12 protein-coding genes are annotated in these 14,400 nt (G+C 27.8%); 9 read left to right on the top strand and 3 right to left on the bottom strand.

From position 1 onward, the window contains the following. Positions 1 to 77: 77 nt before the first annotated feature. From polA to ACQY31_RS04115, 7 genes are read left to right on the top strand one after another with little or no spacing between them, the layout of a single operon-like run. Positions 78 to 2,852 carry a DNA polymerase I gene (gene polA / locus ACQY31_RS04145; protein ID WP_428081140.1) on the top strand — a complete coding sequence of 925 codons (2,775 nt, stop codon included), beginning with the start codon at positions 78 to 80 and terminating at the stop codon, positions 2,850 to 2,852. A gap of 56 nt (positions 2,853 to 2,908) precedes the next feature. Next, entirely contained in the window at positions 2,909 to 3,616 is a 708-nt protein-coding gene (locus tag ACQY31_RS04140) for a response regulator transcription factor (protein WP_075506477.1), read from the top strand. Next, complete coding sequence (locus tag ACQY31_RS04135) at positions 3,616 to 5,157, top strand: sensor histidine kinase (protein ID WP_428081137.1); 1,542 nt, start codon at positions 3,616 to 3,618, stop codon at positions 5,155 to 5,157. Before ACQY31_RS04140 ends, ACQY31_RS04135 begins: the two co-directional genes overlap by 1 nt. Before the next feature lie 42 nt (positions 5,158 to 5,199). Continuing rightward, on the top strand, positions 5,200 to 6,486 hold the full coding sequence (gene ahcY / locus ACQY31_RS04130) for an adenosylhomocysteinase (RefSeq protein ID WP_428081135.1): 1,287 nt from the start codon (positions 5,200 to 5,202) through the stop codon (positions 6,484 to 6,486). Beyond that, entirely contained in the window at positions 6,470 to 6,922 is a 453-nt protein-coding gene (gene tsaE, locus ACQY31_RS04125) for a tRNA (adenosine(37)-N6)-threonylcarbamoyltransferase complex ATPase subunit type 1 TsaE (protein ID WP_428081133.1), read from the top strand. The genes ahcY and tsaE overlap by 17 nt, the downstream gene beginning before the upstream one ends. A 12-nt stretch (positions 6,923 to 6,934) precedes the next feature. After that, complete coding sequence (locus ACQY31_RS04120) at positions 6,935 to 7,876, top strand: phosphotransferase (protein WP_428081131.1); 942 nt, start codon at positions 6,935 to 6,937, stop codon at positions 7,874 to 7,876. Positions 7,877 to 7,879: 3 nt separating this feature from the next. After that, on the top strand, positions 7,880 to 8,569 hold the full coding sequence (locus ACQY31_RS04115) for a sugar phosphate nucleotidyltransferase (protein WP_428081129.1): 690 nt from the start codon (positions 7,880 to 7,882) through the stop codon (positions 8,567 to 8,569). Here the strand turns inward: ACQY31_RS04115 and ACQY31_RS04110 are convergent. Then, on the bottom strand, positions 8,547 to 9,257 hold the full coding sequence (locus tag ACQY31_RS04110) for a 2,3-bisphosphoglycerate-dependent phosphoglycerate mutase (protein ID WP_428081127.1): 711 nt from the start codon (positions 9,255 to 9,257) through the stop codon (positions 8,547 to 8,549). The genes ACQY31_RS04115 and ACQY31_RS04110 overlap by 23 nt on opposite strands. Positions 9,258 to 9,302: 45 nt before the next feature. On the opposite strand from ACQY31_RS04110, the gene ACQY31_RS04105 reads away from it, so the two are divergent. Beyond that, positions 9,303 to 9,683, top strand: a complete 381-nt coding sequence (locus ACQY31_RS04105) for a hypothetical protein (RefSeq protein ID WP_428081125.1) — start codon at positions 9,303 to 9,305, stop codon at positions 9,681 to 9,683. After that, positions 9,683 to 10,279 (top strand): transglycosylase SLT domain-containing protein, encoded by a 597-nt coding sequence (locus tag ACQY31_RS04100; RefSeq protein WP_428081123.1) that lies wholly within the window; start codon positions 9,683 to 9,685, stop codon positions 10,277 to 10,279. Before ACQY31_RS04105 ends, ACQY31_RS04100 begins: the two co-directional genes overlap by 1 nt. On the opposite strand, the gene ACQY31_RS04095 is transcribed toward ACQY31_RS04100, so the two are convergent. Together ACQY31_RS04095 and ACQY31_RS04090 are read right to left on the bottom strand one after the other, a co-directional pair. Then, complete coding sequence (locus ACQY31_RS04095) at positions 10,276 to 13,398, bottom strand: efflux RND transporter permease subunit (protein WP_428081121.1); 3,123 nt, start codon at positions 13,396 to 13,398, stop codon at positions 10,276 to 10,278. The genes ACQY31_RS04100 and ACQY31_RS04095 overlap by 4 nt on opposite strands. A 4-nt stretch (positions 13,399 to 13,402) precedes the next feature. After that, complete coding sequence (locus tag ACQY31_RS04090) at positions 13,403 to 14,398, bottom strand: efflux RND transporter periplasmic adaptor subunit (protein ID WP_428081119.1); 996 nt, start codon at positions 14,396 to 14,398, stop codon at positions 13,403 to 13,405. Positions 14,399 to 14,400 lie beyond the last annotated feature (2 nt).

Below are 14,400 nucleotides of genomic sequence, written 5' to 3'. Positions count from 1 at the left end.
AGCTATATTAGCCTGAAGATTTAATTTTATTTTTTTATATACAGAAATTGTTAGCAATGTAATATTTGTTAATCCTCATGAATAAAATACAAAAAACAGATCATTTTTATTTAATTGATGGCTCTGGTTATATTTTTAGAGCTTATTATGCTTTACCACCATTAACTAGAAAAAGTGATGGACTACCCACAGGTGCTGTAAGTGGATTTTGCAGTATGTTGTTTAAATTATTAGAGGATTCTAAATCTGATCAAAATCTACAAAAACCAACTCATTTTGCAGTAATTTTTGACTCTGCCAGAAAGACTTTTAGAAATGAAATTTATAGCGATTATAAAGCTAATAGATCAGAAGCTCCTGATGATCTAGCACCTCAGTTTGAGTATATTAGAAAATCAGTTTTAGCTTTTAATTTACCTTCTGTGGATTTACCAAACTATGAGGCTGATGATCTCATAGCCACATATGTTGATCAAATTCTTAAAAAAGGGGCAAAAGTTACAATCGTTTCATCGGATAAAGACTTAATGCAACTTTATAAAAAAGGTGTTCGAATTTTTGACCCTATGAAAAATAAATTTATCACAGAAGAAGATGTGATTAAAAAGTTTGGTGTTGATGCTTCAAAAGTTATAGATGTTCAATCTTTAGCAGGCGATAGTAGTGATAACGTACCGGGTGTTCCAGGAATAGGAGTTAAAACAGCTGCAGAACTAATCAATAAATATGGCACACTAGAAAAATTATTAGACTCTGCTCATGAAATTAAACAGAATAAAAGAAGAGAAACTTTAATAGAGAATAAAGATAAAGCTTTAATTAGTAAAAAACTTGTTACTTTAGATCACAAGTCTCCAGTAAATAAAAATTTAACAGAATTTAAACTAAAGGAAGTTGATAAAGATAAACTGTATAAATTTTTAAGAGAAATGGAATTTAATAGATTATTAAGTTCTGCAATTTCAGCTTATGGTGAACCAAAGCTATCTACATCTGAAAACAACTTAAAATCAACTGAAAAACAAAAACCAATAAATAATAAAGATTATCATCTAATTACAAATATAGATGAAATTGATAAGTGGATAGAAGAAGCTGAGGAAGTAGGGGAAGTTGCTGTTGATACAGAAACAAACTCGTTAGACCCCCATCAAGCTGATTTAGTTGGAATTTCACTATGTTCAAAAATTGGAAAAGCTTGTTATATCCCAGTTGGTCATAAATCTAAGGATTGTTTAAATAAAGAGAGTGTTATCAATAAATTAAAAAACTTATTAGAGGACTCAAGTGTTAAAAAAATTGGTCAAAATATTAAATTTGATTTTATAGTTTTTTATAAACTTGGCATTTCACTTTCATCGATGGAAGATACTATGCTCATGTCATATGTTTTAGATGCTGGAAAAAACAGACATAATATGGATACTCTTTCAGATATTCATCTAGGACATAAGACAATTTCATTCAAAGAAATTGTTGGAACTGGTAAAAAAGAAATAAATTTTAGCGATGTAGAATTAGAAACAGCAAAAAATTATGCAGCAGAAGATGCAGACGTTACTTTTAGATTATATAAAAAATTTATCAAAAGCTTAAAATCTGAAAAATTATTTAATATCTATGAGATTTTTGAAAAACCACTAATTAAAATCCTTGCATTCATGGAAATTGAAGGTGTTGAAGTAGATAGTAAATTTTTAAACTCTCTTTCTTCTAAATTTGATAAGAAAATCAAAAAAATTGAAAAAGAAGTTTTTAAAATTTCCAAGAAAGAATTTAATATTGCTTCGCCGAAACAATTGGGAGAAATTATATATAATGATCTTAAAATTGCAGGGACAAAAAAAACAAAAAAAGGAAGTTTTGCAACAAGTGCAAGTGTTTTAGAAGATTTAGCCTTCAAAGGCCATGAATTTCCAAAATTAGTATTAGATTGGAGGCAAGTTTCAAAATTAAAAAATACGTACTCAGACGCTTTACCAGAGCATATTAATCCAAATACAAAAAGAGTTCATACATCGTTTTTATTAGCAGCAACAACAACAGGCAGATTAGCTTCAAGTGATCCAAATCTTCAAAATATTCCAATTAAATCTGAAGATGGAAAAGATATAAGAAAAGCGTTTAAGGCTAAAAAAGATCATTTATTGATATCTGCAGATTACAATCAAATTGAGATGAGAATCTTAGCAGACCTTGCAGATGTTAAGGAACTTAAAAAAGCTTTTAAAAATAACGAGGATATTCACTCCTTAACAGCTAGCCAAATATTTAATATTGATATCAAAAAGGTAAATCAAGATCATAGAAGGAAAGCTAAAGCAATAAACTTTGGAATAATTTATGGAATTTCTCAGTATGGTTTAGCCAAACAAACAAATGTTTCTAATTATGAAGCAGAAGAATTTCTTAACGCTTATTTTGCTAAATTTCCTGAAATTAAAGTTTATATGGATAACACAATTAAATTTTGTAGAAAAAGCGGCTATGTAAACAATATATTTGGAAGAAGATCTCATTTTAATGGAATAAATGATAAGAATTTTAATGTTAGAAATTTTCAAGAGAGAGCAGCAATTAATGCTCCAATTCAAGGATCAGCATCTGAAGTTATGAGATTAGCAATGATTAGACTAGACAAAAAATTAAATGAAGAAAAAAATTTGAAATCAAAAATGCTTCTTCAAATACACGACGAGCTTATTTTTGAAGTCCCAAAAAAAGAGGAAAACGCAATGGTCAAGTTAATACAGAATGAGATGACCAGTGTTACTCAAAGTGATTATCATTCCTTTTCAACCCCCTTAACAGTTGATGTAAATGTTGGTGATAATTGGGGAATGCTTCACTAATTGTATTCAATTGCCTAATTTAGAACAATTTAATATTTTTATATTAAAAAACAAAAATGCAAAAACAAACTATAGCTCTAATCGATGATGACAGGAATATACTAACTAGTCTTAGTATTGCTTTAGAAAAAGAGGGTTTCAAAGTTCAGACTTATATTGATGGAGAGAGTGCATTAATTGGTCTTACTAGAATGCCACCTGATTTAGCAGTTATTGATATTAAAATGCCTAAAATGGATGGAGAAGAATTGCTTAAAAAATTAAGAAAAAAAACTTCATTGCCAGTAATATTTTTAACATCCAAAGATGATGAAATTGATGAGTTGCTAGGATTAAAATTAGGTGCAGATGATTTTGTAAAAAAATCTGGTGGATTTTCAATTAAAGTTTTAATTGAAAGAATAAGAGTTCAATTAAGAAAAAAAGACTCAAATAATACATTAGAGGAAAATAAAAGCTTAATATCACATGGTAGATTAAAACTTGATCCATCTCAGCTTGAGTGTGAGTGGAATGGCAAACAATTGCCAGATAAATTAACAACTACTGAATTTTTGATTGTTAAAGAATTGGCAAAAAGACCTGGGATAATTAAAGAAAGAGCTCAACTAATGGATATTGCTTACAGAGAAGACACAGATATTGAAGATAGAACTATTGATAGTCACGTCAAAAGAATAAGAAAAAAATTCAAAAAAGTAGATCCTGATTTTTCAGCTATTGAAACTAGATATGGTAGTGGATATAGATGGAATGTTAGCTGATGTTTAGTAAATACTTAAAGACACTTTCTATACTTAAAAAATTTCTATTTATAAACTTTGTAATATTTACAGTTATCGGTTTATTTACACTTATTTATCTTACTAATATTGAACCAAGTTTATTAAAAAAAAAATCTGAAGATCATATTAATATTATTAATAATACGACTGATAATATTAAAAGATTGAATATAAAATTTCAGGAAAATGATATTAGAAAATTTTTATTTTCTACAAGATTTATTTTTCAAAATTTAGACAGAGTCATTTTCTTTGATAATAAATTAGAATTAATTGGTGATACTGATACTTTAGATCTTGATCCACGATCTTTTTCAACACGATTAGATAAAATTGAATTTGAAAGTTTGAGTGAAGAAGTTAATCAAGATGAAAACAAAGAAAATAATTTTTCTCAAAATAATGAAACAAAGGCTTCATTTAAAGATTTATTAGAAAGGTATAATAATTCAGATAACTATGGAAATTATTATACTTTTACAGAAGATAATTTAAATCAATTTAAAGTTACAACAGTTAAAAATGTAAAAATTGATGAAAATAATTTAGGTTTTATAGTTATCTCAGAGAACGCCAATGAGATTAAGACAGCTATAGATGAGAGAAGAGCATTTGTAATTAGAACAGCTATATCAGTTGGTTTTGTAATTTTAATTTTTTCTTTTGTACTTAGCAGATATTTTATTAAACCAATTCAAAACCTAGTCGGATACACAATCAAAGTAAAAGAAAAAAACCCTGGTAAAACGGGAATTGAAAATTTGAAGAATAGAAATGATGAATTAGGATTATTATCAAATTCAATGGAGGATATGACTAATGAATTGCAAAAACGAATTTCTCATGCAGAAAATTTCTCAACAGATTTAGTTCATGAAATAAGAAATCCACTAGCATCTTTAAAAAGTGCATCGGAAATTTTAAAAGATACAAAAGATATAAATCAAAGAACTAAACTTTTGGACATTCTTACGCATGATGTGCAAAGAATTGAAAGATTAATTACAGATTATTCACAAATGTTGAAAGATGAAGTTGCTCTTAGTAAAGAGCAAATGAAAAAATTAGATATACAACCAATCATCCAATCTGTTGTTGATGATTATAACAACATTTATAAATTCAAGAAAAATATAAGTATAAACTATCAAAATGATGGAAAGTCAGAGTATATAATTAACGGAATAGAAAATAGGATTGAACAAATCGTTGCTAATTTACTGGATAATTCTATTTCATTTAGTGAAGATGGTAGTGAGGTAATTGTGAATGTTTCAAATGGATTAGAAAAAAAAGTTATAGTTAAAATTTTAGATGAAGGAAAAGGATTTAAAGAGAAAGATACTTCAAAAATTTTTAATCGTTTTTACAGTAATAGACCAGAAAATTTTGGTGAGCATTCAGGATTGGGTTTAAATATTGTAAAAAATTTAGTTGATCTTCATGATGGAAAAATTGAAGCATCCAATAGGCTAGATAAGCAAGGAGCATTGATAGAAATACAATTTCCTAGTTTATAATCTTTAGTTGATAAAATAGAACTTAACTGTATAAAGCTCGCTATGGATGATTTTAAAGTAAAAGATATTTCCCAAGCTGAATTTGGAAGAAAAGAAATTTCTATCGCAGAAAGCGAAATGCCAGGTTTAATGGCATTAAGAGAAGAGTATTCAAAAGAAAAACCATTAAAAGGTGCTAGAATTATTGGATGTCTTCATATGACTATTCAAACAGCAGTCCTAATTGAGACATTAGTGGATCTTGGAGCGGAAGTAAGATGGTCATCTTGTAATATATTTTCTACACAAGACCATGCAGCAGCAGCAATAGCAAAAGCTGGAATTCCTGTTTATGCATGGAAAGGTGAAACAGAAGAAGAGTATTTATGGTGTATTAAACAAACAATAGTTGGAAAACCTGATTGGAAACCCAATATGTTATTAGATGATGGGGGAGATTTAACTGCCATCATGCATAATGAATATAAAGATTTAATGAGAGATATAAAAGGTGTTTCTGAGGAGACTACAACCGGAATTAAAGCATTAAATAAAATGGAGAAAGATAATTCTCTATTAGTTCCTGCAATAAACGTTAATGATTCTGTAACGAAATCTAAATTTGATAACTTATACGGATGTAGAGAAAGTTTAGTTGACGGTATTAGAAGAGCCACTGATGTTATGATGTCGGGTAAAATTGCAGTAGTTGCTGGTTTTGGCGATGTTGGAAAAGGAAGCGCTGCATCTTTAAGACAAAGTGGTGCTAGAGTTCTTGTTACTGAAGCAGATCCTATTTGCGCACTTCAGGCAGCAATGGAAGGTTATGAAGTAGTTTTAATGGAAGAAGCCATTAGCAGAGCAGACATAGTTGTTACAGCAACTGGAAATAAAGATATAGTTACAGCTGATCATATGAGAGATATGAAAGATAGAGCAATCTTATGCAATATTGGACATTTCGATAATGAAATTCAAGTTGAGGCATTGAAAAATTATAAATGGACGGAAGTTAAGCCCCAAGTACACGAAATCGAATTACCAAGTGGAAAAAGAATTATCCTTTTAGCTGAGGGAAGATTAGTTAATTTAGGTTGTGCAACTGGACACCCAAGTTTCGTAATGAGCGCATCTTTTACCAATCAAGTAATTGCTCAAATAGAACTTTGGCATAACCATAAAAATTATGAAAATAAAGTTTATGTTTTACCTAAGCATTTAGATGAAAAAGTAGCAACATTACATTTGAAAAAAGTTGGGGCTAAATTAACAAAATTATCAAAAGAACAAGCTGATTATATAAGTGTTGGAACAGAAGGCCCATTCAAACCAGATGCCTATCGCTATTAAAAATAGCAAGATCGATATAAGTTCAGAAGAAACAACAAAAGTTTTAGCAGAAAGTTTTAAAAAATTTTTACAGGGTGGAGAAATTATATTTTTATACGGTGAAATGGGTGTGGGCAAAACTACATTTATAAAATATTTGATTAATGAATTTCAAAAAAGTTCAGATTTTCCAATTACAGAAGTTTCAAGTCCAACATTTAATTTATTAAATGAATATCAAGTAGGTCCCAAGAAGATAAAACATTACGATTTATTTAGGATTAAAAATAAAAGAGATACTAATGATCTAAACATATTTGAAAAAGACAATAATTTAATTACTTTTGTTGAGTGGCCAGAGTTAATTAAAGATATTCAGGAAAAAGTTATTGTATTAAGATTTAACTATGAAAATGAGCTAAATAATAGAAGTGTTGAAATCACAGGCATTGATTAAAAATATACTAGAATGAAAAATTCAAAAGATCTGCAAAAAATTAAAGGAGATGCATCAATTAGAAAATTTTACAGAAGCAAAAAACGTAATTCAATTTTTGTTTACGCAAATAAAGAAAAAAGTAAACATTTGCTAGCTTACGACGCAGTTAATAAAATTTTAAGGAAAAATGAAATTTTAGCACCTAATCTAATCAGTCAAAAATATGAAAAAAATTTCATTGAAATTGAGGATTTTGGAGACGTCTCACTATTTAAAGTTTTAAAAAATAAAAAAAATAACAAATATTTACTTTTTAAAAAAATCATTAATATACTTAATAAATTACAAAGTATTAAAACCAAAAAGATTAGAAATTTTTTAAATCAATATTACAAACTCAAGTCATATAAAAAGAAAATTTTATTTAATGAAGCAAAACTATTTAGCGATTGGTATGTTGAAAAAAAATTAAATCAAAATAAATCTTTATTCAAAAAAAAATTTAAAAATGAGATAAATAAATTGTTATCTAAACTTGATCATAAAAATATTACTTTTGTGCATAGGGATTTTCATGTTTCAAATTTAATGTATTTTAAAAATCAAATTAGTTTAATTGACAATCAGGATGCTCTTATTGGAAATAAAGCTTATGATTTAGCATCATTGATAGATGATGTTAGATTTAAAACTAATAACAGATTAAAAAAAAAAATTTTTGATTATTACATAAAAACCAATAAAAAAATTAATTTAATTAAATTTAAAAAAGACTTTGAAATATTATCAATTCTAAGAAATTTAAAAATCATTGGAATTTTCACAAGGCTTGCTTATAGAGAAAATAAAAAAAAATATACTCAATTAATCCCTTATGCATGGGAAATGATAGATTACAGATTAAAACAGAATAAGATTTTTAAGGATTTAAAATTATTATTAAAAAATAATTTTCCAGAATTTATCAATTAAATTATGAAAATAAATACAGCGTTAATATTATGTGCGGGATATGGAAAAAGATTAAACCCAATAACATTAGATACACCCAAACCTTTGTTAGAATTACATAATGTAACAATGTTAGAAAAATGCATCCAATTGATTAAAAGTTTGGGAATTAAGAAAATTTTAATAAATTCATTTTATTTAAAAGATCATTTTCCAAAATTTTTTAAAGATAACAATTTTGATATTGATATTGAAATTATAGAAGATGGAAAAGAAATTCTAGATACTGGTGGTGGTATTTTAAATTTAATTAAGCATTCTAATGAAGATGATTTTATAGTTTTTAATCCTGATACTGTATGGACAAAAGAGTATTTTGATGAAATTAATAAAATGGAAGAGTTCTATTTTAGTAAAAAATTAAAAAATATTCTTTTATTAGTAAACAAAAATTTAAGTTTTGATAAAAATTTAAAGGGTGATTTCAATTTAGAAAATAATCTTATTACTAAGGAATTAGATAAAAATTATATCTACATCGGCTGTCAAATATTAAGTAAAAAATTGTTTAAAAATGAAACTAATGAAAAATTTTCAATCTCTAAAAATTGGGACAAATTGATTGATACCAAAAATTTATATGGATATGAAAGCAAACAAAATTTTTATCATTTAACTAATTTGGAAATCTTCAAAAAACTAAAAGATCTTTAGCTCTATTAGAGTCTAAATACTTAGCTCTTAAAACTTTTTTCTCATTATTTATTCCAATTACTAAAGGATTACCTGTTGGTATTTCTAATTTTGAAATTACATCATTATCCAAATTAAATAGGTACTTGCAAAGAGCTCTAATTGAATTTCCATGTGCAGATATTAAAATATTTTTATCATTTATGACTTCAATTTTCTCTTTGTAAAAATCTATAACTCTCTCATAAGTGTCTTTAAGAGACTCTGTACTTGGTATTTTATCTTGAGGTAACTTTTTATAAATATCTATATTTGAAGGGTGGTATGGATTTTCTTTCTTTAAAGGATCAGGTCGTAAATCCCATGATCTTCTAAATTGGTGAACTTTATCTTCACCCAGTTTTTTCTTCATTTCATCCTTGTTAAGTCCAGTAAGTGCTCCATAATGTCTCTCATTTAATTGCCATGCTTCACTAGATGATTTGTTATCTTTCAATTCTTCCTGAATAATCTTTAATGTATTTTTAGCTCTTAATTGAACAGAGGAGAAGTATAAATCAATAATAAGGTTTTCTTTGTTTATCAGTTCAGCTGATTTTTTTGCTTCTGATTTTCCTTTTTCAGATAAATCAACATCTACCCAACCAGTAAATCTATTCTCAAGATTCCACACACTTTGTCCATGTCTAACTAAAATTAAATAACTCATTTCTTTATCTTTATATTTAATTTGATAAATAAAACTATAATATTAATGTTAAATTTTTTTTCTAAATATAAATTTATTTTTTATTTATCAAATTTCTTTTTAATTATTTTATATTTATTTCCAGGAAGTATTTTAGGTTGTTTTTTATATGATGATTGCAGTTTGCAGCCTCAAATTACTACATACTATATAGTTTCTACAAATCATTTATATGCATTTTTATTACTTTCTATTATTGGTTTTTTTACTTTTAAGAAATGGAATCAATTTTTTCCTTTGAGTATTTACTTAATTTTATTATCAATTTTGCTTGAATTAGCTCACTTCATCATTCCAATAAGAAGTTTTGAGTTTTCAGATTTATTTGGCAACCTTATAGGTGTTATTATAGTAGTTATTATAAGTTATTTTTTGAATAAAACTTAATGAGCTCAAATATAAAATATTTTCTTATACTTTTATTTGTCCTTTCTGGATGCTCATCAATACCTAAAAATACATCAGACGGTTGTTCAATATTTAATGAAAGATATTTATGGTACAAGCATGCTAAAAAAGCAGAAGCAAAGTGGGGTACACCTGTGTATTTACAACTAGCTATAATAAAGATGGAATCCAGTTTTGATTGGTTGGCAAAACCTCCAAGACAAAAAATATTTAAAGTTATACCTTATAAGAGACCTTCAAGTTCATTTGGCTACTCCCAAGCAGTCAAAGGTACTTGGAAACAATATAAAGAAGAAACAGGAAACAAATTTGCCACAAGAACAAGATTTAAAGATAGTGTGGATTTTATTGGTTGGTACACAAACAAAACTGAAAAAATTTTAAAAGTTTCAAAGAAAGATGCTTTTAGACAATATGTTGCTTACCATGAGGGGTGGGGGAATTATAAAAATTACAAAAAAAATAATAAGGTTATAAATTTAGCTAAAAAAGTTGAAAAACAGTCTAATATTTACAAAAAACAATTATCAGATTGTAAAAATAAATTGACCACAAGTAAGTATATTATTTTTTAATTTAATTGTTTTTTCAGCTCTATATCTACTGCATCAATTCGCTTAGTATTTTTTGCTAATGCCAAATACATTGTAGGAGTTACATATAGAGTAAAGAATGTTGATATGATCATTCCACCTAAAATAGTTGCTCCAACAGCTAATCTTGATCCTTCCCCAGCTCCAGGGCCTATATTTCCAACAACTAAAGGGATCATTGCAATCATAGTACTTAATGATGTCATAATAATAGGTCTAACTCTCAAATTACAGGCTTCTAATACTGCTTCTTGAATTTTAACACCTGTTGTTCTTATCTGATTAGCATAATCAACGATTAAAATACTATTCTTTGTTGAAATACCAATAAGAATGATAAGGGCAATTTGTGAAAAAATATTAACTGAACTATTTAAAAATAAAATAAATACTAAACCACCAAATACAGCCAAAGGAACAGTCAAAATAATTATGAAAGGGTGAATAAAAGAGTTAAATGTTGCTGCCATTACCAAATAAGCAGTCAGTAAAGCTAAAGCAAAAATTAAATAAATTTCATTTGTAGTTTCTTTCAATTCTTCTGATTTTCCTTTCCAAGTAATCTGGTTCTGCGGCGCAACCTTTATCATTACATCTTCTAAATATTTAACAGCTTCGGTGAGAGTATAATTTTCTGATAGTGCAGCTGAAATTGTAACAGCTCTTTGTCGATTATATCTTGGTAATGCCTCTGCAGTTCCTTTTTCTTCAAATTCTACCAAACTTGCTACAGAAACTAATTTTCCTGTTGTTTCGGATCTCACAAATATTTTTGATAAACCATCTTGGTCACGTCTATCTGCTAAATATTGCTGTAAGATAATTGGATATTCTCTTCCCTCTTTGCTAAAGGAAGTAACTCTTTTTCCTCCATAAAGTGTTTCAAGAGTTCTACCTATATTTTCTGTAGATACACCTAGGTCATTAGCTCGATTTTTGTTAGTGATTAATTTAACTTCAGGTTTATTTTTTGTATAATCACTTTCAATTCTAAACATATTTCTATTTTTTCTTAATTCCCTTAAAACACTATTTTGAATATCATCTAATTCTTCATAGCTTGTTCCATAAATAACCATCTGTACTGGTTTGTTGTAGCTTGAAACTCTTATTCCTTGCGGAGATATTGGAAATGCAAAAGTTTCTGGAACTGAAACTACTTGTCCAATAGCTTCTCTTAATACAGTTTGACTATTTTTTTCTCTGTTTTTCCATTCATCTAGTAAAGCAATGATTATAAAAGTGTTATAAGATGTTGCAGATCTTCCAAATCCAGGAACTCTCATGATTAGTCTTTCATATGGGCTATCTTCAGCTTGTAACAATCTTAAAATTCTTCCTTCAATTATCTGAGCTTTTTCTTGAGTATATTCAAATGAACTACCTTCATCTGTTGAACCTATTATTAAATAAGAACCTCTATCTTCCATAGGTAGTAATTCTTTTTTTGAAAAATTAAAAAGATATGCAGAAGCTGCAATAATAAAAATTATAAATATCGAAATAGTTTTTTGTCTGTTTATCCAGAATTTAAGAGAGTTGATGTAAAATCCAGTAAAAGATTTAAATTTATTATTAAATTTTTTAACTAAGAAATTAACTTTTTCTTTTTTATTTAAAAACTTACTTCCAAGCATTGGAGACAGAGTTAATGCAACAAAGGATGATACTACAATTGAAAATGATAGCGCTATTGCAGTCTCTTTAAATAATGTTCCAGATATTCCTTTAATAAATATAAGCGGCAAGAACACTGCAATTAAAATCAGAGTAGTTGCAATAATAGCAAAAGTAATTTGCTTAGAACCTTTATATGCAGCAACTAATGGTGTTTCACCATTTTCTATTCGGGTATAAATAGCATCAGTCATAATTACAGAGTCATCAGTAATTATTCCAATTGCTAGAATAAAACTTAGTAATACAAAAATATTTATGGAAAGACCAAAAATGTACAAGCCAAGAAATGAACCAATTAAACTAACTGGCAAAGCCACAGCTGGCACAATCACCGCTTTAAGATTTCCAAGAAAAAGATAAATAATTAAAACTACTAAGACAAAAGCAATAATTAGGCTTTTGTAAACTTCATCGATTGCAGCACCAATATATGTTGCTCTATTAAATGCTATTTCTAAATTTAGTCCATCTGGTAGTGATTTATTAAGTTCTTTTATTTTGTTTTTAATCTGATTAGACAACTCTACAGTTGAAGCACCACTTTTAGCATAAATACCAATTCCAACAGTTTTTAGATTTAGTGCATTTTTGCTTTGTGCTTTGAATAAAGTTTTTTCTGAAACTGGTCCAAATTCAATATTTGCTACATCAGAAAGTATTACTACTTTGTCTTTATTTTTTCTAAGAGGAAGTTGCTTTATAGTGTCTATATTTGAATAAGACTTATCTATATTTAAAGTTAAATCTTTATTATTTGCTTCTAATGTGCCGGCAGGAATATTAAGATTTTCATTTCTTAAAGCTCTTTCAACTTCTTGAATTGTCAGGTTGTTGGCTGCTAATTTGATAGGGTCTATCCAAACTCTTACACTAAGCTCTCTTAGTCCACCAACTAAAATCCTTCCAACATTTGGAACACTTGAAAAAGCATCTATTAGATATCTTTCAGCATAATCTCCAAGATCAAGATCATTCCAAGTAGGTGATGTAAGCGCTACCCACATAGTAGTTGTAAAACCTGCTGCTTGTTTTAGAATTTGAGGTGGATTAGCCTCGCTAGGCAAATTATCAACAACACGAGCAACTCTCTCCCTTATATCATTCGCTGCATCGTCTAAATCAATATCTGTATTAAATTGTATATTAATTCTACTTCGTCCATTTAAAGAACTTGAGTCTATGTTTTTAATACCTTCTGCACCGCCTATAACATCTTCAAGTTTTTGAGTTATTTCTTCATCAACAATCTCTGCTGATGCTGATTTATAATCTGTTTGAACTTGGACTACAGGAGGCTGAATTCCATCTGGAAGTTCTCGAACAGGTAGCTCTGCAAAAACAAATATTCCAAAAATGATTAGGATTAAAGACATTACCCAAGCAACAACAGGTCTTTTAATACTAACTTCGGTTATATACATTTAATTATTTTTTTTCTTTTTCAGATTTTTTAAAAATATTTTTTAACCAATCAAACTTACCTTTTTTTTCTTCAGCTTTTTCAGATTCCTTTTTTTTACCCCAACTAGAATTTCCTTGTTTTTTCTTTACGCCTTTTTCTATAGGTCTGATCGTTAAATTTGGTCTAATTTTTTTTGTTCCCTCAGCAACAATTTTATCACCTTTATTTAATCCATCTAAAATTTCCACAAAACCCAAATACCTATCACCAATAGTAACGTTTGTTTTCATTACTTTATTTTTTTCGTCAACTTTATATATAAATATATTCTCACCCTCGACTATTGTACTTGTATCGGGTGCACCTAAACCATCTCTTACATTATACTTGATTGAAATTTCTAAAAATGAACCTGGTAATATTTCTCCAGATTTATTATCCATTTTTATTCTTGTAGCTAAAGATCTGGTGTCTTCACTTATTCTGCTTGCAAAAGAGTCAACTTCACCTTTGTAAATTTTATTTTTATATCCAGAAAATTTTATATCAACAGGTAAACCAACTTTTATAAATGGAACAAAAATTTCTGGTATATCTACATCACAATATAATGAGCTGGTATCCTCAAGATTGATTAATAAAGAGGATTTTGATACTTCTAAATCTTCAGAGAATTCTCTTTTTCCAATAACCCCATCAAATTGAGCAATAATTTTTCTATTCTTAAGATTAGCAATAACATCTCCTTTTTTAACTTTTTTATTAAAATCTATTGGTTTTAATATTTCGTACTTTTCAACTTTAAATGACTGAGTTTTAACTGGAGCTGCTGTTCCATATGTACTTATGACATTTTCAAAAGTTCTTTCTTGTGTAGTAGTTACTATTATTCCAGGAGGTGGTCTTTTACTAAATTTTTTTTTAAAATGATTTCCAATCATTGTTCTACCGATGATCACCGTAGCAATGATTAAGAAGAATATAATTACTATACTTGTTATTTTTGTAGATGTTTTCATAT

Source organism: Candidatus Pelagibacter sp. (genome assembly GCF_965262185.1).
Taxonomy (GTDB): Bacteria; Pseudomonadota; Alphaproteobacteria; order Pelagibacterales; family Pelagibacteraceae; genus Pelagibacter.
The sequence above is the reverse complement of the archived record's forward strand: the minus strand, read 5'-3'. Positions and strand labels throughout refer to the sequence as shown.

Excerpts from the sequence above, each read along its gene's own strand:
- polA (WP_428081140.1), top strand. The coding sequence starts at position 78 with ATGAATAAAATACAAAAAACAGATCATTTTTATTTAATTGATGGCTCT.
- ACQY31_RS04140 (WP_075506477.1), top strand. The coding sequence starts at position 2,909 with ATGCAAAAACAAACTATAGCTCTAATCGATGATGACAGGAATATACTA.
- ACQY31_RS04135 (WP_428081137.1), top strand. The coding sequence starts at position 3,616 with ATGTTTAGTAAATACTTAAAGACACTTTCTATACTTAAAAAATTTCTA.
- ahcY (WP_428081135.1), top strand. The coding sequence starts at position 5,200 with ATGGATGATTTTAAAGTAAAAGATATTTCCCAAGCTGAATTTGGAAGA.
- tsaE (WP_428081133.1), top strand. The coding sequence starts at position 6,470 with ATGCCTATCGCTATTAAAAATAGCAAGATCGATATAAGTTCAGAAGAA.
- ACQY31_RS04120 (WP_428081131.1), top strand. The coding sequence starts at position 6,935 with ATGAAAAATTCAAAAGATCTGCAAAAAATTAAAGGAGATGCATCAATT.
- ACQY31_RS04115 (WP_428081129.1), top strand. The coding sequence starts at position 7,880 with ATGAAAATAAATACAGCGTTAATATTATGTGCGGGATATGGAAAAAGA.
- ACQY31_RS04110 (WP_428081127.1), bottom strand. The coding sequence starts at position 9,257 with ATGAGTTATTTAATTTTAGTTAGACATGGACAAAGTGTGTGGAATCTT.
- ACQY31_RS04105 (WP_428081125.1), top strand. The coding sequence starts at position 9,303 with ATGTTAAATTTTTTTTCTAAATATAAATTTATTTTTTATTTATCAAAT.
- ACQY31_RS04100 (WP_428081123.1), top strand. The coding sequence starts at position 9,683 with ATGAGCTCAAATATAAAATATTTTCTTATACTTTTATTTGTCCTTTCT.
- ACQY31_RS04095 (WP_428081121.1), bottom strand. The coding sequence starts at position 13,398 with ATGTATATAACCGAAGTTAGTATTAAAAGACCTGTTGTTGCTTGGGTA.
- ACQY31_RS04090 (WP_428081119.1), bottom strand. The coding sequence starts at position 14,398 with ATGAAAACATCTACAAAAATAACAAGTATAGTAATTATATTCTTCTTA.